Here is a 20,947-nt window from a genome sequence, read left to right on the forward strand (position 1 = left end):
TGCGGGGCGCCGCCCGGACCGGGCAGGCCGGGCGCGGCCTTGCCGCCGGGAACACCCGGCATGCCCTGACCGGGCATCCCGCCGGGAGCGCCGCCGCCGGGCAGGCCGGGGCCGCCGGGCGCGCCGGGGCCGGGCTTCTTGCCGCCCTGGGCGACGTCGACCGGCAGCATGACGAGCGCGGTGGTGCCGCCGGAGTCCGACGGACGGAGCTGGATGCGGATGCCGTGTCGCAGGGACAGGCGGCCGACCACGAACAGGCCCATGCGCCGGGAGACGGAGACGTCCACGGTCGGCGGGCTGGCCAGCCGCTCGTTGATCGCCGCCAGGTCCTCCTGGGACAGACCGATGCCGGTGTCGTGGATCTCGACCAGCACGCGGCCGTCGGGCAGCGCGTGACCGGTGACCTTGACCTTGGTCTGCGGGGAGGAGAACGAGGTCGCGTTCTCCAGCAGCTCGGCGAGGAGGTGCACGAGGTCGTTGACGACGCGGCCGGCGACCTCGGTCGGCGGCACGCCGGTGAGCTCGATGCGCTCGTACTGCTCCACCTCGGACGCGGCGGCGCGGAGCACGTCGACGAGCGGGACCGGGCGGGTCCAGCGTCGGCCGGGCTCTTCACCGGCGAGAACGAGGAGGTTCTCACCGTTACGGCGCATGCGGGTCGCGAGGTGGTCGAGCTTGAAGAGGGAGGACAGCTGGTCCGGGTCGGCCTCGCGGGACTCCAGTTCGGAGATGAGCGACAGCTGACGCTGGATGAGGCCCTGGGAACGCCGCGAGAGGTTGGTGAACATCGCGTTGACGTTGCCCCGGAGGAGGGCCTGCTCGGCGGCGAGGCGGACGGCCTCGCGGTGCACGTCGTCGAAGGCCGCGGCCACCTTGCCGATCTCGTCGCGGCTGTGCACGCCGACGGACTCGACGGAGGTGTCCACGTCCTGCGGGTCGGCCTCGGAGAGCTGCTTGACCAGCTCGGGCAGGCGCTCCTGGGCGACCTTCTGCGCGGTGTCCTGGAGGCGGCGCAGCGAGCGCACCATGGACCGGGCCACGACGAAGGCGCCGACGAGGGAGATGCCGAGGACGAGGATGATCAGCGCACCGTTGAGGTACGCCTCCTGCTGGGCGTCGTCGCGGAGTTCGAGGGCCTTCTGCTCCATCTCGCTGAGCAGCGTGGTCTCGATCTTGGACATCTCCTGGATCTTGACGCTGTCGCGGTCGAACCAGTCGCGGTAGGTGAGGCTGTCCGCGCCGCGCAGGCCGTCGTTGCGCATCAGCACGCGCTCGGCGTACGAGTTCGCCTGCGAGATGTCGTACTGGCCGCCGTTGAGGCCCTGCAGCAGCTCCTTGTCCTTGTCACCGTGGATCTGCAGGAAGCGCTTGGTGACCTGGCCCTCGCTGGTGTACGTCGACTGGCCGAAGAGCCGGTCGTTGGGCGAGAGGTCGTGCGGCGAACGGGCCAGCGCGGCGCTGATGAGCGCACGCTGCATGGACGCGTACTCCTTGGCGGAGGAGAACGAGGCCAGGGCGCGGGTCGAGGCGATCATCTCGCTGTTGCTGGACGCCAGCGCCATGTCCTGGGACAGCGTGATCAGCTGGCTGACCAGACCGTTGTAGGCGTTGACGGTCCGCGAGATCTGCTTGTCGTCCTTGTAGGCGTCCGTCCGGATCTTCTTGATCTCACGGAGCTGCTTGGTGATCTCCACCATGGTGGCGCCGACGCCGACCGTGGACTTGTCCCCGGGCTTCACCTCGTCGGTGAGCTTGGTGAACTCCTCGATCGCCTGGTCGGTCCGCTGCCGCGGCGCCACGACGTCGTCGTTCTTGTCGTCGTGGCTGATGATCGGGCCGGCGGAGCGGTCGCGCTCGTCCTGGAGCGCGTTGGCGAGCTTGGTGGCCGCCTTGGTCATGTCGGTCAGCAGCTTCATGTGATCGAGCTGATCGACGTTCTGCAGCGAGGTCTCGATTCGCATCGCACCCAGGGTCGTCGCGGCGACGACGGGGAGGGCGAGCAGGGAGACCAGGCGGGTGCTGATTCGCCAGTTGCGCAGGGCTATTCGTGAGCCCGGCCCGCTGGGGGCCTTCGCCTTGCCCTTCGTCTTGGGGCCGCCGGCGGACTCGCCGCCGGCCGGCGCGTCGACGGGCGTGCCGCGGTCGCCGCCTGTCGCCGCACCCTGCGGCTCCGGCTCCGCCGCAGCGCTGCCATCCCTCTTGAAACGTCCCTGCACTAGCGTCGCAACCTCTGGACCAGGCGTCCCTCCGGCGAGCGGAGGAACGGTGTCGAGTCGTGGGGGGACCGCGGTGCCCCCCTGGCGGTCCGTGGAATTCCAGCACAGTGCCGGATGCGCCAACAAGGCCGGTGCGTTCCATCGCCGATCGGTCACCGACGGTAGGCCGACTCGTAGCTCTCCGTGGAAAGCCCACTCCTATCAATTCGGGCTTTCGGGGGCGAATACCCCGCACCTCGTCGCACTGCGCGACCTGTCCCAGTCGCCATGATCAGGAGCGGAACGTCAGGTTCGGTCCGGCGATGTCCGTTTCGTGCGGGCGGTGCGAGCGTCGATTATGCGGCTTTTATCCCGAGCTTCGTGAGGAAACTCACAGGTGACACCCGGCATCCGGCTCGGTATGGCGGGGAAAGGCGCGCCTAGCCTGGATCCTTGCGCGGACGCGACGACCGCGACGACCCCAGAGACGACAACGCGAGGCAACCGCACAGTGAAGACCACCAGCCCTGCCCGGAAGACCGCCAACCCGCGCCGCACCACGCTCGCGCACCTCACGGACACCAAGGAGCTGTTCACGGCCGAGCGCCCGCAGCACTCGGTCGAGCTCCCGACGGTCACCGCCAACCCGCGCCGCACTGTCCTGATGACCGCCCCGGCCCCGGTCGCCGTCGAGGACTGAGCGGCTCGCGCGCCCGAGGGGCCTGCCCGACCGGCGGGCCCCTCGTCCGTTCCCGGCGCACCCGGCCGAACGCCGCGCACGGAGCCCGCACGGCCCCCGCGATAGCCTGAAGTGTCAGACTCCGGCCGGATCAGTGAGGGGCTCAGCTTCCCGTGCGCATCGCCAGATTCTCCATCGACGGCAACGTCGGCTACGGCGTGGTCGAGGGGGACGCCTCCACCGAGGGCGGTCCCGTCCTCGACATCATCAAGGGCATTCCCTACGGCGACTTCGAACGCTCCGGGACCAAGGTCCCGCTGAGCAAGGTCCGCCTGCTCCCGCCCGTCCTGCCCAGCAAGGTCGTGGCCATCGGCCGCAACTACGCCGAGCACGCCGCCGAGCTGGGCAACGAGGTGCCGGAGGTACCGGTCGCCTTCTTCAAGCCGTCGACCTCGGTCGTCGGTCCGGGCGACCCCATCGCGTACCCCTCCTTCAGCAGTGACGTCCACCACGAGGCCGAGCTCGCCGTGGTGATCGGCCGCATGTGCCGCGAGGTGCCGCGCGAGCGCGTGAAGGACGTGATCCTCGGCTACACCTGCGCCAACGACGTCACCGCCCGCGACGTCCAGGAGCGCGAGAAGCAGTGGGCGCGCGCCAAGGGCTTCGACTCCTCCTGCCCCCTCGGCCCCTGGATCGAGACCGAGGTGGACCCGGGCGACCTGGCGATCACCTGCACGGTCAACGGCGAGCTGCGGCAGAGCGGCCGCACCGCCCAGATGCTGCGCTCCGTCGAGGAGCTCATCGTCCACATCACCGAGGCGATGACGCTGCTCCCCGGCGACGTCGTCCTCACCGGTACCCCCGCCGGGGTCGGACCCCTGCACGACGGCGACGAGGTCGCCGTCACCATCGAAGGCATCGGCACTCTCACCAACAAGGTGATCAAGCGTGGCTAACGCGAACTCCCCCAAGCTCTCGACTTCGCTCGAGCAGGGGGTACCCCCCCGCGTACGTTTCTGTCCCTCGCCGACCGGCAACCCCCACGTGGGCCTGGTCCGCACCGCCCTCTTCAACTGGGCGTTCGCCCGCCACCACGGCGGCACCCTGGTCTTCCGCATCGAGGACACCGACGCGGCCCGCGACTCCGAGGAGTCGTACGAGCAGCTCCTCGACGCGATGCGCTGGCTGGGCTTCGACTGGGACGAGGGCCCCGAGGTCGGCGGCCCCCACGCGCCCTACCGCCAGTCGCAGCGCATGGACATCTACAAGGACGTCGCGCAGAAGCTGCTGGACGCCGGCCACGCCTACTACTGCTACTGCACCACCGAGGAGCTGGACGCCCGCCGCGAGGCCGCCCGCGCCGCCGGCAAGCCGTCCGGTTACGACGGCAAGTGCCGCGTCCTGACCGCCGAGGAGAAGGCCGCCTACGAGGCCGAGGGCCGGGCGTCGATCGTCCGCTTCCGGATGCCCGACGAGCCGATCACCTTCACGGACCTGGTCCGCGGCGAGCTCACCTTCACCCCGGAGAACGTGCCGGACTTCGGCATCGTCCGGGCCAACGGCGCCCCCCTCTACACGCTCGTCAACCCCGTCGACGACGCGCTGATGGAGATCACCCACGTGCTGCGCGGCGAGGACCTGCTGTCCTCCACCCCGCGGCAGATCGCCCTCTACAAGGCGTTGATCGAGCTGGGCGTCGCCAAGGCCGTCCCGGAGTTCGGCCACCTGCCGTACGTGATGGGCGAGGGCAACAAGAAGCTCTCCAAGCGCGACCCGCAGTCCTCCCTCAACCTCTACCGGGAGCGCGGCTTCCTGCCGCAGGGCCTGCTGAACTACCTCTCGCTGCTCGGCTGGTCCCTCTCCGCCGACCAGGACATCTTCTCGATGGACGAGATGGTCGCGGCCTTCGACGTCAAGGACGTCAACGCCAACCCGGCCCGCTTCGACCTCAAGAAGGCCGAGGCGATCAACGCCGACCACATCCGGCAGCTCGACGTCCAGGTGTTCATGGCGGCCTGCGAGCCGTGGCTGCGCGCCCCGCACGCCCCCTGGGCGCCGGAGGCGTTCGACCGGGCGCAGTTCGAGGCGATCGCCCCGCACGCGCAGACCCGTCTCACGGTCCTCTCCGACATCACGGCCAACGTGGACTTCCTCTTCCTGGACCGCCCGGTCGAGGACGAGGCGTCCTGGACCAAGGCGATGAAGGAGGGCTCGGACGCGCTGCTGCGCACGGCCCGCGAGAAGCTGGCCGCCGCCGACTGGAACGCGGAGGCGATCAAGGCCGCCGTCGTCGCCGCCGGCGAGGAGCACGGCCTCAAGCTCGGCAAGGCCCAGGCGCCGGTCCGGGTGGCCGTCACCGGACGCACCGTCGGCCTGCCGCTCTTCGAGTCCCTGGAGGTCCTCGGCCGCGAGCGGACCTTGGAGCGCGTCGACGCCGCACTGGCGAAGCTGGCGGGCTGACGGGAGCCTGGCGGGCTCACGGGGGAGCCCCGTGGCGCCCCCGCGGGGCCCCGGAAGCCGCACAGCCGGCTCCCAGGGCCCCGGGGGCGTCCAGGGCCCTCCGGGGCCCGGCCCGGGGCGGGCCGGGTTATCGATTTTGGTGCCCCGTCCACCTTCGGGTAATGTTCTTCCTGCGCCGCCCGGGAGGGCCGAGAGGCCGGAGCGGAGGGCGCGAGCCCGAGCAAGACCCCTTCAGGGGGGTCGAGTTCTGGTGGGGTATGGTGTAATTGGCAGCACGAGTGATTCTGGTTCACTTAGTCTAGGTTCGAGTCCTGGTACCCCAGCAAGAGAAATTCACTGGAAATTCTCTCGCAAAACTACTGATAAAGTAGAAACCGCGCGAAAGCGCAAAGCGAAGTGCGAGCCCCCGTTGTGTAGCGGCCTAGCACGCCGCCCTCTCAAGGCGGTAGCGCCGGTTCGAATCCGGTCGGGGGTACTGATCCTGAATCCGTCACTATCCGGAGAATTCCGGAGGCGATGTGAAGGATCGCTAGGGCCCCCGTTGTGTAGCGGCCTAGCACGCCGCCCTCTCAAGGCGGTAGCGCCGGTTCGAATCCGGTCGGGGGTACTGATCCTGAATCCGTCACTATCCGGAGAATTCCGGAGGCGATGTGAAGGATCGCTAGGGCCCCCGTTGTGTAGCGGCCTAGCACGCCGCCCTCTCAAGGCGGTAGCGCCGGTTCGAATCCGGTCGGGGGTACGCACAGGAAACGCCCTCCGCGCGATGCGCGGGGGGCGTTTTCCGTACCACCCGTGCGCTCTTTTCCCGCCGGGGTACCGTCGCCATAATTCCCGGCATGGCCCTTCCCCGCGGCGCGCTCGACCCGATCCCCGTCGGCGACCTCCGGCCCGGCGACCACGCCTGCCTGCTCTTCGCCTCCGACGAGGAGCGGACCGCGGTCCTGCGGGAGTTCGTCCGCGGTGGCCTGGACGCCCAGGACAAGATCCTCTACCTGGCCGGCCGGCGCGACCCCCGCGATCCCGCCGCCCTGCTGGACCGGTACCGGCTCCCGCCCCCGCGCGGCGGCCGCGTGGAAGTGGTGCCCCTCGACGAACTCCGCACTCCCGGCGGCACCTTGGAGCCCGCCACGCTCCGCGGCCGGTTACGCGCCGCCGCCGGCCGCTCCCGCGCGGAGGGCTACCGCGCCCTGCGCATCGCCGGGGAGCCCCGCCCGGCCCCGCGCGACGGGCACGACGTGCGCCGACTGCTCCGGTACGAATCCCTGCTCGGCGAGGAGTTCGCAGCCGGCCGGGCGCTGGCCGTCTGCCAGTACGACGCCCGGCACTGCGCCCCGGAGGCGCTGGCCGCCCTCGCGGCGGCCCACACCCGCGGCGTGGGCCCCGACCCGCTGGTCAGAACCGCCGACCTGCTCGTCGTCCGCACCTACCGCCCGCCCGGCCTGCGGCTGGAGGGCCGCGTCGACGCCTCCGCCCACCGCCTGCTGCGGGACGCCCTGCGCTCGGTGGCCGCGGAGCGCGGGGACCTCCGCCTGGAGATGTCCGGCGTCGAGTTCCCCGACCTCGGCGGCCTCCGGCTGCTGATGACCTTCGCCCGGGCCCGCGCCGCCCGCCACCGCTCCGTCGAACTGACCGGTCTCGCGCCGCGGCTCTCCGAGGTCATCACGCTCATCGGCTGGGACCGGACGCCGGGGCTGCGGCTGCCGGAGTCGGTCGGCTGAGCGCCGGACCTCAGCCGGTCCCGTCGCCTTCGGCCCGCCGCGCCGACTCCTCCGCGTGCGCCAGCCGCCGCAGGCTGAGCAGCACCGGCTCGTAGAGCACGGTGAGCGCCACCGCCGCCTCCACCTGCCCGTCCGCCGTCGGCTCCGCCAGTACGAGGTCCAGGTCGGTGACGGCGATCTCCGCGGCCACCCGTCCGTACGGCAGCAGGGTCTCCGTACCGCACGGGTAGCCCAGCCGGGCCAGGGCCGCCACCGAGTCCAGCAGCGTCCGGTACGCGGGGGAGGCCGCGATCTCCGCCCGTTCCGGGTCCCAGCCCAGCCGCGCGAGCAGGCCCGTGACGGCCTCCCGGGCGGCCTCCGCCGCCGCGTCGTCGCCCGCGGGCGCCGGCACCCGCGGCAGGGCCCAGGTGGCCGCGCCCAGCCGCGTGTGGTGGTCGAGGGACACGTCCTCCGCCGCGGCGACCACCTCCCGCGCGGCGGCCACCGTCACCCCGCCGACCTGGATCAGCGCCCGCACCAGCCGCAGCCGCCGTAGGTGCCCCTCGTCGTACTCGGCCTGGGTCGCCGACACCCGGCGGCCCGGCTGGAGCAGCCCCTCCCGCAGGTAGTACTTGATCGTCGCGGTGGGAACGCCGCTGCGTTCGCTGAGCTCGGCCAGTCGCATGGCTCTTGCGCCTTCCTTCGGATAGTGCCACTATCCAAGCATGGATAGTGTCGCTGTCCAACGAGGAGCGGGGGTTCTGGCATGGGTGTGTCACCGATCGCGGGCCGGGTCACGGCAGCGGCCGAAGGAGACGTGGTCGTCTTCCTGATCGGCATGCGGGTCAACCGCTGGCGCGCGGTGCGTCACTGGGTTCCCGTGTTCGGCGCGATGCGGCGGATGCTGGGCGAGCTGTCCCGGGAGCCGTCCGCCGGTCTGCTGGGGTACCGGCTGCTGACCGCCGGGCCTCGGGAGTACACAGTGCTTCAGTACTGGGAGTCACGGGAGAAGCTGCTCGCTTACGCGTCCGATCAGGGGCGGCTGCATCGGCCGGCTTGGGCCGCTTTCAATCGGCGGGCGCGGGGGGCGGCGGGGCGGGTAGGGATCTGGCACGAGACGTACGTCGTGCCTGCCGGCTCGTACGAGTCGATTTACAGCGGCATGCCGCGGCATGGCCTCGGGGCCGCTTACGGGGTCGAGCCGGTGGCTCGGCGGGGTGAGCGGGCCGCGGAGCGGCTTGGGGCGCCTGCGGCGGGCTGAGCCCCTGACCCTCCCCCAGAGGGGGGGACCCCCACTTCGCCGATTCCTGGGGCTGCGCCCCAGACCCCCTTGTCCTCAAACGCCGGACGGGCTGTATTCAGCCCGTCCGGCGTTTGAGGACAACCGCGCGGAGCGCGGTTTCGGGGGGTCTGGGGGCTTGCCCCCAGGAATCGGCGAAGGGGCGGGACCGGGGCACCCTCACCCGTTGCGCCGCAACGCCTCCGTCAGCCGCACCGCGGCATCAAGCACCGCCTGCGCGTGCATCCGCCCAGGATGCCGAGTGAGTCGCTCGATCGGCCCGGACACCGAGACCGCCGCCACCACGCGGTTGGACGGCCCGCGGACGGGCGCCGATACGGACGCGACGCCCGGCTCGCGCTCACCGATCGACTGCGCCCAGCCACGCCGCCGCACACCCGAAAGCGCTGTAGCCGTGAACCGAGCCCCCTGCAGCCCGCGGTGCAACCGCTCCGGCTCCTCCCAGGCCATGAGGACCTGAGCGGCGGAGCCGGCCTTCATGGGCAGGGTGGAGCCGACGGGGACGGTGTCCCGCAGTCCGGACAGCCGTTCCGCCGCCGCGACGCAGATGCGCATGTCGCCCTGGCGCCGGTAGAGCTGGGCGCTCTCGCCCGTCACGTCGCGCAGATGCGTGAGCACCGGCCCGGCCGTGGCCAGCAGGCGGTCCTCGCCCGCCGCGGCCGCGAGCTCGCTCAGCCGGGGGCCGAGGATGAAGCGGCCCTGCATGTCGCGCGCCACCATGCGGTGGTGTTCCAGGGCCACCGCGAGCCGGTGCGCCGTCGGGCGCGCCAGCCCGGTGGCCGTCACCAGCCCGGCGAGCGTCGCCGGGCCGGACTCCAGGGCGCTCAGCACGAGTGCCGCCTTGTCGAGAACGCCCACTCCGCTCGAGGCGCCACCAGAATTGTCCATGCAACGATACTCGCGTCTCACACTATGAAACGCAAGTTCACGTTTCCCCGGAAGCCGCCAACCTGTACTCACGGCACCCCGATCCGGAGGGACAGCGATGGGACGCACACTGGCCGAGAAGGTCTGGGAAGAGCACGTCGTGGCGCGCGCCGAGGGCGAGCCCGACCTGCTCTACATCGATCTCCACCTGCTGCACGAAGTCACCAGCCCCCAGGCGTTCGACGGACTGCGCAAGGCGGGCCGGCCGGTGCGCCGCACCGACCTGACCATCGCCACCGAGGACCACAACACCCCCACCCTCGACATCGACAAGCCCATCGCGGACCCGGTCTCGCGCACCCAGCTGGAGACCCTCCGCCGCAACTGCGCCGAGTTCGGCGTCCGGCTGCACCCGCTGGGCGACGTGGAGCAGGGCGTCGTCCACGTAGTGGGACCGCAGCTGGGACTGACGCACCCCGGCGCCACCGTGGTCTGCGGCGACAGCCACACCTCCACCCACGGTGCGTTCGGCGCCCTCGCCTTCGGCATCGGCACCAGCCAGGTCGAGCACGTCCTCGCCACCCAGACGCTGCCCATGTCGCCGTTCCGCACCATGGCCGTCACGGTCGAGGGCGAACTCCCCCCGGGCGTGACCGCGAAGGACCTGATCCTGGCCGTCATCGCGGAGATCGGCACCGGCGGCGGCCAGGGGTACGTCATCGAGTACCGCGGGTCCGCGATCGAGAAGCTCTCGATGGAGGCGCGGATGACCGTCTGCAACATGTCCATCGAGGCCGGCGCCCGGGCGGGCATGATCGCCCCCGACGAGACCACCTTCGCCTATCTGAAGGACCGCCCGCACGCCCCCAAGGGCGCCGACTGGGACGCCGCCGTCGCCCACTGGCGCACCCTGCGCACCGACGACGACGCCGTCTTCGACCACGAGGTCGTCATCGACGCGTCGGCCCTCTCCCCGTTCGTCACCTGGGGCACCAATCCGGGCCAGGGCGCGCCGCTCTCGGCGGCCGTCCCCGACCCCGCCTCGTACGAGGACGCCTCGGAGCGCTCCGCCGCCGAACGCGCCCTGGAATACATGGGGTTGACGGCCGGTCAGGCACTCAGGGACATCGCCGTGGACACCGTCTTCGTGGGCTCCTGCACCAACGGCCGGATCGAGGACCTGCGGGCCGCCGCCGACGTGCTGCGCGGCCGCGCGGTCGCCGACGGGGTGCGGATGCTGGTCGTACCGGGATCCGTCCGGGTGGCCCTGCAGGCGGTGGACGAGGGGCTCGACGCGGTGTTCACCGCGGCGGGCGCCGAGTGGCGGCACGCCGGGTGCTCGATGTGCCTGGGCATGAACCCCGACCAACTGGCGCCGGGCGAGCGGTCGGCGTCCACCTCCAACCGCAACTTCGAGGGCAGGCAGGGCAAGGGTGGCCGGACACACCTGGTCTCGCCCCAGGTCGCCGCCGCCACCGCCGTCCTGGGCCGGCTGGCCTCGCCCGCCGACCTGCCGGCCGGTCCGGTCCTCGCCGCCTGAACGGCGCAGGGCACCTTACCCCAGCACCTCACCCAGCCCAGCACCCCACCCAGCGAGGAAGAGCAGCTGATGGAAGCGTTCACCGCACACACCGGCCGTGCCGTGCCGCTGCGCCGCAGCAACGTGGACACGGACCAGATCATCCCGGCGCACTGGCTCAAGAAGGTCACCCGCGACGGTTTCGAGGACGGCCTCTTCGAGGCGTGGCGTAAGGACCCGGGCTTCGTCCTCAACGAGCCCGCCCGCGCGGGCGCCTCGGTCCTGGTCGCCGGGCCCGACTTCGGCACCGGCTCCTCCCGTGAGCACGCCGTCTGGGCGCTGCAGAACTACGGCTTCAAGACCGTGATCTCCGCACGGTTCGCGGACATCTTCCGGGGTAACTCGCTCAAGAACGGTCTGCTGACGGTCGTCCTGCCGCAGGAGACCGTCGAGCGGCTGTGGGAGCTGACCGAGGCCGACCCCGCGGCGGAGGTCACCGTGGACCTCGTCGCCCGCCAGGTCCGGGCCGAGGGCATCACGGCCGATTTCAGCCTTGACGAGAACGCCCGGTGGCGGTTGCTGGAGGGGCTGGACGACATCGGGCTGACCCTCCGGCACGAGTCCGCCATCGCCGCCTTCGAGACCCGCCGGCCCTCCCACAAGCCGTCCACGGCCCGGGTCTGAGGCCCGTTTCCGCGCTGTTCCGGACCGATTTTCCCGCCCGTTCGGCCCAGTGCCCGGACCCCGGTACGACCCTCGATTTCCGCTGCTCACCCCAGGTTTGGCATGATGCGCCCCCTGTCTTCGGACAGGGGGCGCACCGCGTTGTTGAGGCCCTGTGAGGCGACAACTCGCCTCAGATGGCACAATCGGTGCATGGAACGCGACAGCCAACTCGGGCTCTACCGGCTCGTCGCCGACCAACTCAAGGAAGCGCACTCCCGAGTGCGCGCACTGCAAGTCCCGGAGGGCGTACGGATGGCGCTGTCCCGGAAGCTGCTGGCCATCACGGCCGCGGCGAAGCACGATCTCTCAGGCGCGGCAATGCGCCTGGACCGGCTGATGAAGGACCTCGACGAGGGCCGTTTCCCTTCAGAGCGCGGCACCGACGGAACTCCGTGATGGGTCGGGTTCGTTGCGGCACAAGGGTGATTAGACCGTTTCGTGTTTGATTTGCGGTATATATCTGCCTAACGTGCGAAAAGGCTGGAACAAATTCCAGCAGTGTCTCCGAAGGGGAAGACGTGAACAAGGCGCAGCTCGTTGAAGCGATTGCCGACAAGCTCGGCGGCCGTCAGCAGGCCGCTGACGCGGTCGACGCGGTACTCGACGCGATCGTCCGTGCGGTCGTCGCCGGCGACCGGGTCTCGGTCACCGGCTTCGGCTCGTTCGAGAAGGTCGACCGCCCGGCCCGTTACGCCCGCAACCCGCAGACCGGCGAGCGCGTCCGGGTCAAGAAGACCTCGGTGCCCCGCTTCCGCGCCGGTCAGGGCTTCAAGGACCTGGTGAGCGGCTCGAAGAAGCTGCCCAAGGGCGGCGAGGTCTCCGTGAAGAAGGCGCCCAAGGGCAGCCTTTCCGGCGGCAAGGCCACCACCAAGGCCGCGGCCAAGAAGGCCACCGCCAAGAAGACGGCCGCCAAGAAGGCGACCACGGCCAAGAAGGCGACGACCGCCACCAAGGCGACCACCGCCAAGAAGACCACGGCCGCCGCGAAGAAGACGACGGCGAAGAAGACCGCGCCCGCCACCAAGGCCGCGGCCGCGAAGAAGGCGACGCCGGCGAAGAAGACGACCGCCGCCGCCGCGAAGAAGACCACGGCGAAGAAGACCGCGCCGGCGAAGAAGGCCACGGCGACCAAGGCTCCGGCGCGCAAGACCACCGCGCGCAAGACCACCGCCAAGAAGACCGCGGCCAAGAAGAAGTAAAAAGCCGCTGACGGCGTCACGCGCCGGGCCGGGCTCCCTTCGGGGAGCCCGGCCCGCGGTGCGTTCAGGGGAAGGTCAAGGGCCGTCCGGCGCCCGTACGGGCCCCTGTGCGGCCCCTGAAGGCCCTCGGACCCTCAGGAGGGCTCCCCAGACGCCGGGGAGGCCGCAGGGGTTCACACCGGCCCTCAGAGCCCGGCGGACCGGAGGAACATCAGGCCCTCAGCGGCCGGCGGGGGCTCAGAAGGTCTGAAGAGTCACCAACGTCACACGGCGCTCAGGCCCGTCCACCGCGCCCGGCCCGCCCGGCTCGTCCGCCAACTCGATCCGCACCCGCTGCCCGGGGCGCAGCAGCCGCAGACCGCCCGCGTCGAACGCCGCGGCGTCGAACGGCACCGGGGTGCCGTCGTCGAGGAGAACGCTTCCGCAACGGGTCGCGGGGTCGTAGGTGTACGCGGTGGCCTGCATGCCCGAGAGCCTAGTCCGTCAGCGGTCCGGCGGCCCCCCGCGGCGGCCCGGCCGGCGCCCACGCCCCCGCGAGCGCGGCCGTGCGCGGCCCCACGCCCAGGGCCAGCGCGGCCCGGAGGTCCGCCAGGGTGTCCACGTCCCGCCGTACGGAATCCACCCCCGGCAATCCGATTTCCCGCGCCCCGGACGCCCGGTGCCGGGCGCGCGAGCGGCCCTCGAACGCCGGCGCCAAAAGCATTCCGGGAGCCGCCGCCAACAGCGTCGTCCCGATTCCCTCGGCGTCCGCGAGAAATGCGCGCGGGAATTCCGACGCCGAATCGAGCACCCGCCCGAGTTCCGCCGGGCGCAGCGCCGGGAGATCCGCGTTGAGTGTCGCCACGCCCGACCGCGGGCGCTCCGCCCGGACCGTCCGCGCCCCGTGCGCGAGGGCCGCGTTGAGGCCCCCGCCGCCGGCCGGTTCGGCCACGGTACGGGCGCCGGCCGCGGCCAGTTCCGCCGCGGCCGACGGGTCGCCGGTGACGACCACCACATCGCGTACCGCCGCGCAGGACAGCGCCGCCTCCACCGTGTCCAGCGCGAACGCCAGCGCCAGCGCGGAGCGCGGCCCCGCGCCCACGGCCGCCGCGAGCCGGCTCTTGGCCCGGGCCGGCGGCTTCAACGGCACCACCAGCGTCCAGCGCACGGCAGTCCCCTCTCCTTGGTCTCCGGTCTTCCCGCGGACCCTGTCGTCACCGGCCCCCACCGGACCCCGCCGGTCGACACCGGTCCGCTCCCGTCCGTGCCCGCCCCATTGTCGCCCGCCGCCCCGCGCCCCCGCCGCGGGACTCCGGCCGCTGCCGCCGGAGGGGCACGGGGTTACGGTGTTCTCGACAGACCGGGTACCTGGCGCCACACTTGTCCGGCCCCCGGGAGAGCAACAGGCCCGTGGAAGCTTCCAGGTCCCAAGAGAAGGGTGTACGGGTGTCCCGCCACAGAATCGGCTTCTGGTACCGCTTTACGGCGGTGTTGGCGAAACCGCCGCTCGTGGTTCTGTTCAAGCGGGAGTGGCGCGGAATGGAGCACATTCCCGCCGACGGCGGCTTCATCACCGCCATCAACCACAACTCGTACCTGGACCCGCTCTCCTACGCCCACTTCCAGTACAACACCGGGCGCGTCCCCCGCTTCCTGGCCAAGGCCGGCCTCTTCCGCAACGGTTTCGTCGGCACCCTGCTGCGCGGCACCGGACAGATCCCGGTCTACCGCGAGAGCACCGACGCGGCCAACGCCTTCCGGGCCGCCGTCGACGCCATCAACAAGGGCGAGTGCGTGGCCTTCTACCCCGAGGGCACCCTGACCCGGGACCCCGACCTGTGGCCCATGGAGGGCAAGACCGGCGCCGCCCGCGTCGCCCTGCTCACCAAGGCGCCCGTCATCCCGGTCGCCCAGTGGGGCGCCCACGAGGCCATGCCGCCCTACGCCAGGCAGAAGAAGGTCCGCCTCCTCCCGCGCAAGACCCTCCGGGTGATGGCCGGCCCGCCCGTGGACCTCGCCGAGTTCCACGACAAGGAGCCGACCGCCGAGGTACTGCGCGCGGTCACCGAGAAGATCATGGCCGCGATCACCGAACTCCTCGCCGAGCTCCGCGACGAGCCGGCCCCCGCCGAGCCGTACACCCTCAAGAAGGCCCGGGCGGCCGCCGCGGCGCGCCGGCAGTCGGAAACCGGCCGCGAGGAGGACGCCAAGTGACGCGCTGCGCCGTCTTCGGCACCGGATCCTGGGGCACCGCCTTCGCGATGATCCTCGCGGACGCCGGCTGCGAGGTGACCATGTGGGGCCGCCGCGACGCCGTCGTGGACGCCGTCAACAAGGGCGCCAACCCCGACTACTTCCCCGGCGTCGAACTGCCCTCCGCCGTCCGGGCCACCACCGACCCCGCCGAGGCCGCAGCCGGGGCCGCGTTCACCGTGCTGGCCGTGCCCTCCCAGACGCTCCGCGGCAACCTCGCCGCCTGGAAGCCCCTGCTGGCCGCGGACACCGTGCTGGTCTCCCTGATGAAGGGCGTCGAACTCGGCACCGCCAAGCGGATGAGCGAGGTCATCGAGGAGGTCGCCGGCGTCTCCGCGGACCGCGTCGCCGTCCTCACCGGCCCCAACCTGGCCAAGGAGATCGCCGACCGGCAGCCCGCCGCCGCCGTCGTCGCCTGCCGCGACGAGGACGTCGCCAAGCGCCTCCAGGCCGCCTGCCACACCGCGTACTTCCGCCCGTACACCAACACCGACGTGGTCGGCTGCGAGCTCGGCGGCGCCGTCAAGAACGTCATCGCGCTGGCGGTCGGCATCGCCGACGGCATGGGCCTGGGCGACAACGCCAAGGCGTCCCTCATCACCCGCGGCCTCGCCGAGACCACCCGGCTCGGCCTGGCGATGGGCGCCGACGCGCACACCTTCGCCGGCCTCGCCGGAATGGGCGACCTCGTCGCCACCTGCTCCTCCCCGCTCTCCCGGAACAACACCTTCGGCCGCAACCTCGGCCGCGGCCTGAGCCTCGCGGAGACCATCGCCGTCACCAAGCAGACGGCGGAGGGCGTCAAGTCCTGCGAGTCGGTGCTCGATCTGGCGCGGAGGCACCATGTCGACATGCCGATCACGGAGACCGTGGTGGGCATCGTCCACGAGGGCAAGCCGCCCATGGTCGCCCTCAAGGAGCTCATGGCGCGCAGCGCCAAGCCGGAGCGGCACTGAGACCGCCGGTACCACCAGCACCGAGACCGCCGGTACCACCAGGTACGCTCAACGCGATATGAGCAGCGAGAACCCCACCCAGAGCCCCGGCCGCAAGCCGCGCGTCGCGGTCGTCTTCGGCGGCCGCAGTTCCGAGCACGCCATCTCCGTGGTCACCGCCGGCGCGGTGCTGCGCGCCATCGACCGCACGAAGTACGACGTGCTGCCGATCGGCATTACGCAGGACGGCCGTTGGGCGCTGACCACCGACGACCCCGAGCGCATGGCCATCACCGGCCGTACGCTGCCCAGCGTCGACCGGCTCGCCGAGTCGTCGGAGGGCGAGGTCGTGCTGCCCGTCGCCCCCGCCAACCGCGAGATCGTCTACACCGAGCCCGGCTCGGTGCCCAAGGCGCTCGGCGAGGTCGACGTGGTCTTCCCGATGCTGCACGGCCCCTACGGGGAGGACGGCACCCTCCAGGGCATGCTGGAACTGGCCGGCATCCCCTACGTGGGCGCCGGTGTGCTCGCCTCGGCCGTCGGCCAGGACAAGGAGTACATGAAGCGGGTCTTCATCTCCTACGGGCTGTCCGTCGGCCCGTACGAGGTGATCCGCCCGCGGGAGTGGGACAACGACCGCGAGGCCGCCCGCCGCAAGGTGCTGGACTTCGCCGGCGAGCACGGCTGGCCGCTCTTCGTGAAGCCCGCCCGCGCCGGCTCGTCCATCGGCATCACCAAGGTGGACGACGCCTCGGGCCTGGACGAGGCCATCGAGGAGGCCCGCCGCCACGACCCCAAGATCCTGGTCGAGGCGCTGCTGCGCGGCCGGGAGATCGAGTGCGGGGTGCTCGAGTTCGAGGACGGCCCGCGCGCCAGCGTGCCCGCCGAGATCCCGCCGGTGGAGGCGCACTCCTTCTACGACTTCGAGGCCAAGTACATCGACTCGGCCGCCGGCATCGTCCCCGCGCCGCTGACCGACGAGCAGACCCGCCGCGTCCAGGAGCTGGCCGTCCAGGCGTTCGACGCCGTCTCCTGCGAGGGCCTGGTCCGCGCGGACTTCTTCCTCACCGAGGACGGCGAGTTCGTCATCAACGAGATCAACACCATGCCGGGCTTCACGCCCATCTCCATGTACCCGCGCATGTGGCAGGAGAGCGGCGTCGCCTACCCGGAGCTGGTCGACCGGCTCCTCCAGGCCGCGCTGCGCCGCTCGACGGGCCTGCGCTAGGAGATCTGCGCCAGGAGGCCTACGGAAGGTCGGCGTCGCCCGGGACGTCGGACGGCACCGCCTTCTGGACGGCGGCGGTGAGATCGACGAGCGCGCTCATGTCACCGCCGTCGCCGGCCACCTCCTTCGGCAGCGTGACCTCGATGTACGCCGGCCGCAGAGGGGTGGTGACGCGGATGCTCCCGTCCGACAGCCGCTCGGGGGCCCACCGCACCCCGTCGATGTCCACGGCCTTCGTCCGCACGTCATCGAAGATCTTCGGCCGCGGCACCCCGCAGCGCAGCTCGATCCACGGACCGTCGCCCCAGGCGGCGGTGAAGTCCGAGGCGGGCTTCGTGGCGTGCCGCTTCAGCCCCCCCACCTCGTCCGGCAACTCGCCGTGCAGCGCCCGGCAGAGCGTCGCCTGCCGGGCGGTGGGGGTCGGCACCGCCGGGTGCGGAGCGTCGCCCTCCGCCGAGCAGCCGACGGCCGCGCCCAGCAGGACCGCCATGACGGACAGGGCGGCCCGCCGGCGCGGCCGGAGGGGACGGACGGATGGGACAGTACGGGCGAACACAGTGCTCACCGGCCGAGCATACGAGGGGCTACAGGTGGACGACCGGGCAGGTCAGGGTCCGGGTGATGCCTTCCACCTGCTGGACCTTGGCGACGACCATCCGGCCGAGCGCGTCCACGGTGTCGGCCTGGGCGCGGACGATGACGTCGTAGGGACCCGTCACGTCCTCGGCCTGGATCACGCCGTTGATCTTCGAGATGACTTCGGCCACGGTCGACGCCTTGCCGACCTCGGTCTGGATCAGGATGTACGCCTGTACCACGGAACCTCCAGGGCGGCTTCGAGGATCATGTGGGGAGAAGAGACGCCACCGTACCGCGCCGCCGCACGGCACGGGGAGACCCGCGCCACCTGCGCGGCGCGCGGTTCCTCGGGAACCGCGAGACCACAGCACCGGATACTCCGAGGAGGAGCGCAGTGAAAGGCACCGTCGGCGAGTTGGGGGAGTTCGGCCTCATCAGGGAGCTGACCTCCCGGCTCACCACCACCCCGGCCGTCCGGCTCGGACCGGGCGACGACGCCGCGGTGGTCGCAGCGCCCGACCGGAGGGTCGTGGCCAGCACGGACGTGCTCCTGGAGGGGCGGCACTTCCGTCGCGACTGGTCCACCGCCTACGACGTGGGCCGCAAGGCCGCCGCCCAGAACCTCGCCGACATCGCCGCCATGGGCGCCGTGCCGACCGCCGTGCTGCTCGCCCTCGTCGTCCCCGCCGAACTCCCCGCCACCTGGCCGGTGGAGCTCATGGACGGAATCCGCGACGAATGTCAGGTCGCCGGCGCGGCGGTGGTCGGCGGGGACGTGGTGCGCGGCGAGACCATCACCGTGTCCATCACGGCCCTCGGCGACCTCCGCAACCACGAACCCGTCATGCGTTCCGGCGCGCAGCCCGGCGACGTCGTCGCGGTCACCGGCTGGCTCGGCTGGTCGGCGGCCGGACTCGCCGTCCTCTCCCGGGGCTTCCGCTCCCCCCGCGCCTTCGTCGAGGCGCACCGCCGCCCCGAACCCCCGTACCACGCGGGCCCGGCCGCCGCCTCGCTCGGCGCCACGTCCATGACGGACGTCAGCGACGGCCTCATCGCCGACCTCGGGCACATCGCCGAGGCCAGCAAGGTCCGGATCGACCTGCACACGGCCGCGATCGACGTGCCCACGCAGATGTCCGACATCGGCCAGGCCGTCGGCGTCGACCCGCTCCAGTGGGTCCTCACCGGCGGCGAGGACCACGCCATCGTCGCCACCTTCCCGCCGGACGTGAAGCTGCCCGCCCGCTGGAAGGTGATCGGCGAGGTGGTCAACCCGTCCGCCCTGCCCCAGGTGACCGTGGACGGCGCGCCATGGGAGCGGACGGGCGGCTGGGACCACTTCGGCGACGAGCAGGACGACCTGCCGGAGCCGGAGGAGGACTGAAGGGCGCGTAGGTTGGTGCTCATGCCGATACCTCCGCGTGTGCTGACCGTCGCCGGCTCCGACTCCGGCGGCGGCGCCGGCATCCAGGCCGACCTCAAGACGATGCTCGCCCTGGGCACGCACGGCATGAGCGTCCTCACCGCCGTCACCGCCCAGAACTCCCGCGGCGTACAGGGCGCCTGGCCGCTGCCCGCGGAGGCGGTACGGGCCCAGTTCCGCAGCGTCGTCGACGACATCGGGGTCCAGGCCGTCAAGACCGGGATGCTGGCCTCGGCGGAACTGGTGGAGACGGTGGCCGGACTGCTCGCGGGCGTCGGGGCGCCCGTCGTCGTCGACCCCGTGGGCGTCTCCAAGCACGGCGATCCGCTGCTCGCCGCTTCCGCCCTCGACGCGCTGCGTCTGAAGCTGCTTCCTCTTGCCACGGTGGCCACGCCCAATCTCGACGAGACGGCGTGGCTGACGGGCGTCCGCGTCACGGGCGAGGACGATCTCCGGCGGGCGGCGGACGCTGTCCTGGCCTTCGGGCCGCGGTGGGTGCTGATCAAGGGCGGTCACCTGCCGGGTGACGCGGTCGACCTGCTGACGGACGGCTCGTCCGAGCACCTGCTCCGCGCTCCGCGCCACGACAACCGTCATACGCACGGGACGGGGTGCACGCTCGCGAGCGCGATCGCCTGCGGGCTGGCGAAGGGGCTTTCCGTGCCGGACGCCGTCTCGGCGGCGAAGGAGTACGTCACCGGGGCGATCGCCGCGGGGTTCCCGCTGGGGGAGGGGATCGGGCCGGTGGATCACGGGTGGGCGCTGCGCCCCCGCACCCCCGGGCGGGCTGATTTCAGCCCGTCCGGCGTTTGAGGACAACCGCGCGGAGCGCGGTTTCGGGGGTCTGGGGGCTTGCCCCCAGGAATCGGCGAAGTGGGGGTGCCCCCTCTGGGGGAGGGACCGGGGCACAGCAAAAAGCCGGCCCCCGCAGGGGCCGGCCTTCAGCAACCGGAAAGGGCTGCGCGTACGCGAAGCCGCTAGCGCGAGACCTTGCCGGCCTTGATGCACGAGGTGCAGACGTTGAGCCGCTTCGGCGTCGCCCCGACCTTCGCACGCACCCGCTGGATGTTGGGGTTCCAACGGCGGGAGGTACGGCGGTGCGAGTGCGAGATGTTGTTGCCGAAGCCCGGCCCCTTGCCGCAGACGTCGCAGTTGGCAGCCACGGGTTACTCCAAAGACGGGTCACCCTCGCTCACGCGAGGACGACAGGCACGTACGGTGAATCCCTGCGTGCCGAGATCTCAGAGAGTGACCGGCAGTGTCAGGGGGATGGCCTGACTCTCGTCAGGCAACCGGAGCAGCATACAACGACCGCTCCAGGACAACGAAACTACCATGACCGGCCCGTATCCCGCCCGGCCGGCCCGGTGGAGCGGCCCGCACGACTACTGTGCCCACGGGTCACCGCCCACCGTCACCGCCTGAGTACAGCCACCCCGAGGAGGACCCCCAGGTGCCGCACCCGCTCGACGCCGCCGCGGTACGCGCCTGGTGCGCTCTGGCGCTCGACGCCCTGGGCCGGGCCCGCGAGGAGATCGACGCGATCAACGTCTATCCCGTGGCCGACGGCGATACGGGGACCAACCTCTACCTGACCGTCGAGTCCGCCGTCCGCGCCGTCGAGGCCGTCTTCGAGGCGCACGCCACCGCGGGGCCCGGCGCCCGCCCCGGTCTGTCGGAGGCGGTCCGGGCGATGGCGCACGGCGCGCTGATCGGCGCCCGTGGCAACTCGGGCACGATCCTGGCGCAGCTGCTCCGGGGCATGGCGGAGGTGCTGAAGGACAGCGGTGAAAGTGACCAGGGTCACCTGCTGGGCCGCGCGCTGCGCCGCGCCGCCGACTCCGCGTACGAGGGCGTGGCGAGGCCCGTCGAGGGCACCGTCCTCACCGTGGCCGCCGCCGCGGCCGA

23 protein-coding genes and 4 tRNA genes are annotated in these 20,947 nt (G+C 71.8%); 19 read left to right on the forward strand and 8 right to left on the reverse strand.

The genetic code is table 11. The features are described 5' to 3' along the window. The coding region (locus tag JNW98_RS28975) for a sensor histidine kinase (protein WP_223771273.1) at positions 1 to 2,216 on the reverse strand (2,216 nt) is incomplete at its 3' end. Between the two features lie 490 nt (positions 2,217 to 2,706). On the opposite strand from JNW98_RS28975, the gene JNW98_RS28980 reads away from it, so the two are divergent. From JNW98_RS28980 to JNW98_RS29015, 8 genes are all read left to right on the forward strand, one after another. Beyond that, on the forward strand, positions 2,707 to 2,895 hold the full coding sequence (locus JNW98_RS28980) for a hypothetical protein (protein ID WP_223771274.1): 189 nt from the start codon (positions 2,707 to 2,709) through the stop codon (positions 2,893 to 2,895). Positions 2,896 to 3,047: 152 nt separating this feature from the next. Continuing rightward, the gene (locus JNW98_RS28985; RefSeq protein ID WP_223771275.1) at positions 3,048 to 3,830 is read left to right on the forward strand and encodes a fumarylacetoacetate hydrolase family protein; all 783 of its coding nucleotides are present in this window, start codon (positions 3,048 to 3,050) and stop codon (positions 3,828 to 3,830) included. Continuing rightward, positions 3,823 to 5,334: a glutamate--tRNA ligase gene (gene gltX, locus JNW98_RS28990; protein ID WP_223771276.1), complete on the forward strand. Its 1,512-nt coding sequence runs from the start codon at positions 3,823 to 3,825 to the stop codon at positions 5,332 to 5,334. Before JNW98_RS28985 ends, gltX begins: the two co-directional genes overlap by 8 nt. A gap of 251 nt (positions 5,335 to 5,585) precedes the next feature. Beyond that, positions 5,586 to 5,657, forward strand: a tRNA-Gln gene (locus tag JNW98_RS28995). A gap of 79 nt (positions 5,658 to 5,736) precedes the next feature. Continuing rightward, positions 5,737 to 5,809 (forward strand) — tRNA-Glu (locus JNW98_RS29000). A gap of 59 nt (positions 5,810 to 5,868) precedes the next feature. Then, positions 5,869 to 5,941 (forward strand) — tRNA-Glu (locus JNW98_RS29005). A gap of 59 nt (positions 5,942 to 6,000) precedes the next feature. Next, a tRNA-Glu gene (locus tag JNW98_RS29010) sits at positions 6,001 to 6,073 on the forward strand. Positions 6,074 to 6,170: 97 nt separating this feature from the next. Further along, positions 6,171 to 7,052, forward strand: coding sequence for an MEDS domain-containing protein (locus JNW98_RS29015; RefSeq protein ID WP_223771277.1), 882 nt, complete (start codon positions 6,171 to 6,173; stop codon positions 7,050 to 7,052). Positions 7,053 to 7,062: 10 nt separating this feature from the next. On the opposite strand, the gene JNW98_RS29020 is transcribed toward JNW98_RS29015, so the two are convergent. Then, on the reverse strand, positions 7,063 to 7,716 hold the full coding sequence (locus JNW98_RS29020) for a MerR family transcriptional regulator (RefSeq protein WP_223771278.1): 654 nt from the start codon (positions 7,714 to 7,716) through the stop codon (positions 7,063 to 7,065). Positions 7,717 to 7,797: 81 nt separating this feature from the next. Here JNW98_RS29020 and JNW98_RS29025 point away from each other — a divergent pair, with 81 nt between their 5' ends. Then, on the forward strand, positions 7,798 to 8,292 hold the full coding sequence (locus JNW98_RS29025) for a DUF4188 domain-containing protein (protein WP_223771279.1): 495 nt from the start codon (positions 7,798 to 7,800) through the stop codon (positions 8,290 to 8,292). Between the two features lie 198 nt (positions 8,293 to 8,490). Here JNW98_RS29025 and ndgR read toward each other — a convergent pair whose 3' ends face one another. Continuing rightward, a complete protein-coding gene (gene ndgR / locus JNW98_RS29030; protein WP_040889156.1) occupies positions 8,491 to 9,219 on the reverse strand; it encodes an IclR family transcriptional regulator NdgR in 729 nt (242 codons plus the stop codon). A gap of 97 nt (positions 9,220 to 9,316) precedes the next feature. Between ndgR and leuC the strand changes: the two genes are divergently transcribed. The 4 genes from leuC (at position 9,317) to JNW98_RS29050 (ending at position 12,642) form a co-directional block, all read left to right on the forward strand. Then, positions 9,317 to 10,738 (forward strand): 3-isopropylmalate dehydratase large subunit, encoded by a 1,422-nt coding sequence (gene leuC / locus JNW98_RS29035; protein ID WP_223771280.1) that lies wholly within the window; start codon positions 9,317 to 9,319, stop codon positions 10,736 to 10,738. Positions 10,739 to 10,807: 69 nt separating this feature from the next. Further along, positions 10,808 to 11,401 carry a 3-isopropylmalate dehydratase small subunit gene (gene leuD / locus JNW98_RS29040; RefSeq protein WP_223771281.1) on the forward strand — a complete coding sequence of 198 codons (594 nt, stop codon included), beginning with the start codon at positions 10,808 to 10,810 and terminating at the stop codon, positions 11,399 to 11,401. Between the two features lie 192 nt (positions 11,402 to 11,593). After that, positions 11,594 to 11,839: an SCO5555 family protein gene (locus JNW98_RS29045; protein ID WP_185941263.1), complete on the forward strand. Its 246-nt coding sequence runs from the start codon at positions 11,594 to 11,596 to the stop codon at positions 11,837 to 11,839. Between the two features lie 122 nt (positions 11,840 to 11,961). Continuing rightward, positions 11,962 to 12,642: an HU family DNA-binding protein gene (locus tag JNW98_RS29050; RefSeq protein WP_223771282.1), complete on the forward strand. Its 681-nt coding sequence runs from the start codon at positions 11,962 to 11,964 to the stop codon at positions 12,640 to 12,642. A gap of 237 nt (positions 12,643 to 12,879) precedes the next feature. Here JNW98_RS29050 and JNW98_RS29055 read toward each other — a convergent pair whose 3' ends face one another. Beyond that, positions 12,880 to 13,107: a hypothetical protein gene (locus JNW98_RS29055; RefSeq protein WP_223771283.1), complete on the reverse strand. Its 228-nt coding sequence runs from the start codon at positions 13,105 to 13,107 to the stop codon at positions 12,880 to 12,882. A 10-nt stretch (positions 13,108 to 13,117) separates the two neighbouring features. Further along, positions 13,118 to 13,789, reverse strand: a complete 672-nt coding sequence (cofC, locus tag JNW98_RS29060) for a 2-phospho-L-lactate guanylyltransferase (protein WP_223771284.1) — start codon at positions 13,787 to 13,789, stop codon at positions 13,118 to 13,120. A gap of 278 nt (positions 13,790 to 14,067) precedes the next feature. On the opposite strand from cofC, the gene JNW98_RS29065 reads away from it, so the two are divergent. The 3 genes from JNW98_RS29065 to JNW98_RS29075 are packed head-to-tail and all read left to right on the forward strand — an operon-like array spanning position 14,068 to position 17,037. Continuing rightward, complete coding sequence (locus JNW98_RS29065; RefSeq protein WP_223771285.1) at positions 14,068 to 14,835, forward strand: lysophospholipid acyltransferase family protein; 768 nt, start codon at positions 14,068 to 14,070, stop codon at positions 14,833 to 14,835. Next, positions 14,832 to 15,830 carry an NAD(P)H-dependent glycerol-3-phosphate dehydrogenase gene (locus JNW98_RS29070; RefSeq protein WP_223771286.1) on the forward strand — a complete coding sequence of 333 codons (999 nt, stop codon included), beginning with the start codon at positions 14,832 to 14,834 and terminating at the stop codon, positions 15,828 to 15,830. The genes JNW98_RS29065 and JNW98_RS29070 overlap by 4 nt, the downstream gene beginning before the upstream one ends. A gap of 58 nt (positions 15,831 to 15,888) precedes the next feature. Then, complete coding sequence (locus JNW98_RS29075; protein WP_223771287.1) at positions 15,889 to 17,037, forward strand: D-alanine--D-alanine ligase family protein; 1,149 nt, start codon at positions 15,889 to 15,891, stop codon at positions 17,035 to 17,037. Between the two features lie 19 nt (positions 17,038 to 17,056). Here JNW98_RS29075 and JNW98_RS29080 read toward each other — a convergent pair whose 3' ends face one another. Together JNW98_RS29080 and JNW98_RS29085 are read right to left on the reverse strand one after the other, a co-directional pair. Then, the gene (locus tag JNW98_RS29080) at positions 17,057 to 17,602 is read right to left on the reverse strand and encodes a DUF3515 domain-containing protein (RefSeq protein WP_223771288.1); all 546 of its coding nucleotides are present in this window, start codon (positions 17,600 to 17,602) and stop codon (positions 17,057 to 17,059) included. 19 nt (positions 17,603 to 17,621) lie between these two features. Next, positions 17,622 to 17,855, reverse strand: a complete 234-nt coding sequence (locus JNW98_RS29085) for an Lrp/AsnC ligand binding domain-containing protein (RefSeq protein ID WP_004942812.1) — start codon at positions 17,853 to 17,855, stop codon at positions 17,622 to 17,624. A gap of 155 nt (positions 17,856 to 18,010) precedes the next feature. Here JNW98_RS29085 and JNW98_RS29090 point away from each other — a divergent pair, with 155 nt between their 5' ends. Together JNW98_RS29090 and thiD are read left to right on the forward strand one after the other, a co-directional pair. Continuing rightward, positions 18,011 to 19,000, forward strand: coding sequence for a thiamine-phosphate kinase (locus tag JNW98_RS29090; RefSeq protein ID WP_223771289.1), 990 nt, complete (start codon positions 18,011 to 18,013; stop codon positions 18,998 to 19,000). Between the two features lie 21 nt (positions 19,001 to 19,021). Further along, positions 19,022 to 19,852 (forward strand): bifunctional hydroxymethylpyrimidine kinase/phosphomethylpyrimidine kinase, encoded by an 831-nt coding sequence (gene thiD / locus JNW98_RS29095; RefSeq protein ID WP_223771290.1) that lies wholly within the window; start codon positions 19,022 to 19,024, stop codon positions 19,850 to 19,852. 164 nt (positions 19,853 to 20,016) lie between these two features. Here thiD and rpmB read toward each other — a convergent pair whose 3' ends face one another. Continuing rightward, positions 20,017 to 20,202 carry a 50S ribosomal protein L28 gene (gene rpmB / locus JNW98_RS29100; protein WP_004942804.1) on the reverse strand — a complete coding sequence of 62 codons (186 nt, stop codon included), beginning with the start codon at positions 20,200 to 20,202 and terminating at the stop codon, positions 20,017 to 20,019. Between the two features lie 290 nt (positions 20,203 to 20,492). On the opposite strand from rpmB, the gene JNW98_RS29105 reads away from it, so the two are divergent. Beyond that, positions 20,493 to 20,947 (forward strand): DAK2 domain-containing protein (locus JNW98_RS29105; protein ID WP_223771291.1); only part of this gene is annotated, 455 nt, incomplete at its 3' end.

The sequence above is a fragment of the Streptomyces huiliensis genome (assembly GCF_020037025.1).
In the GTDB taxonomy this organism is placed as follows: Bacteria; Actinomycetota; Actinomycetes; order Streptomycetales; family Streptomycetaceae; genus Streptomyces; species Streptomyces huiliensis.

Bases quoted from the DNA above. Each gene is read 5' to 3' on its own strand.
- JNW98_RS29045 (WP_185941263.1), top strand. From the start codon at position 11,594: ATGGAACGCGACAGCCAACTCGGGCTCTACCGGCTCGTCGCCGACCAA.
- JNW98_RS29075 (WP_223771287.1), top strand. From the start codon at position 15,889: ATGAGCAGCGAGAACCCCACCCAGAGCCCCGGCCGCAAGCCGCGCGTC.
- JNW98_RS29020 (WP_223771278.1), bottom strand. From the start codon at position 7,716: ATGCGACTGGCCGAGCTCAGCGAACGCAGCGGCGTTCCCACCGCGACG.
- leuC (WP_223771280.1), top strand. From the start codon at position 9,317: ATGGGACGCACACTGGCCGAGAAGGTCTGGGAAGAGCACGTCGTGGCG.
- JNW98_RS29055 (WP_223771283.1), bottom strand. From the start codon at position 13,107: ATGCAGGCCACCGCGTACACCTACGACCCCGCGACCCGTTGCGGAAGC.
- JNW98_RS29015 (WP_223771277.1), top strand. From the start codon at position 6,171: ATGGCCCTTCCCCGCGGCGCGCTCGACCCGATCCCCGTCGGCGACCTC.
- leuD (WP_223771281.1), top strand. From the start codon at position 10,808: ATGGAAGCGTTCACCGCACACACCGGCCGTGCCGTGCCGCTGCGCCGC.
- JNW98_RS29025 (WP_223771279.1), top strand. From the start codon at position 7,798: ATGGGTGTGTCACCGATCGCGGGCCGGGTCACGGCAGCGGCCGAAGGA.
- thiD (WP_223771290.1), top strand. From the start codon at position 19,022: ATGCCGATACCTCCGCGTGTGCTGACCGTCGCCGGCTCCGACTCCGGC.
- ndgR (WP_040889156.1), bottom strand. From the start codon at position 9,219: ATGGACAATTCTGGTGGCGCCTCGAGCGGAGTGGGCGTTCTCGACAAG.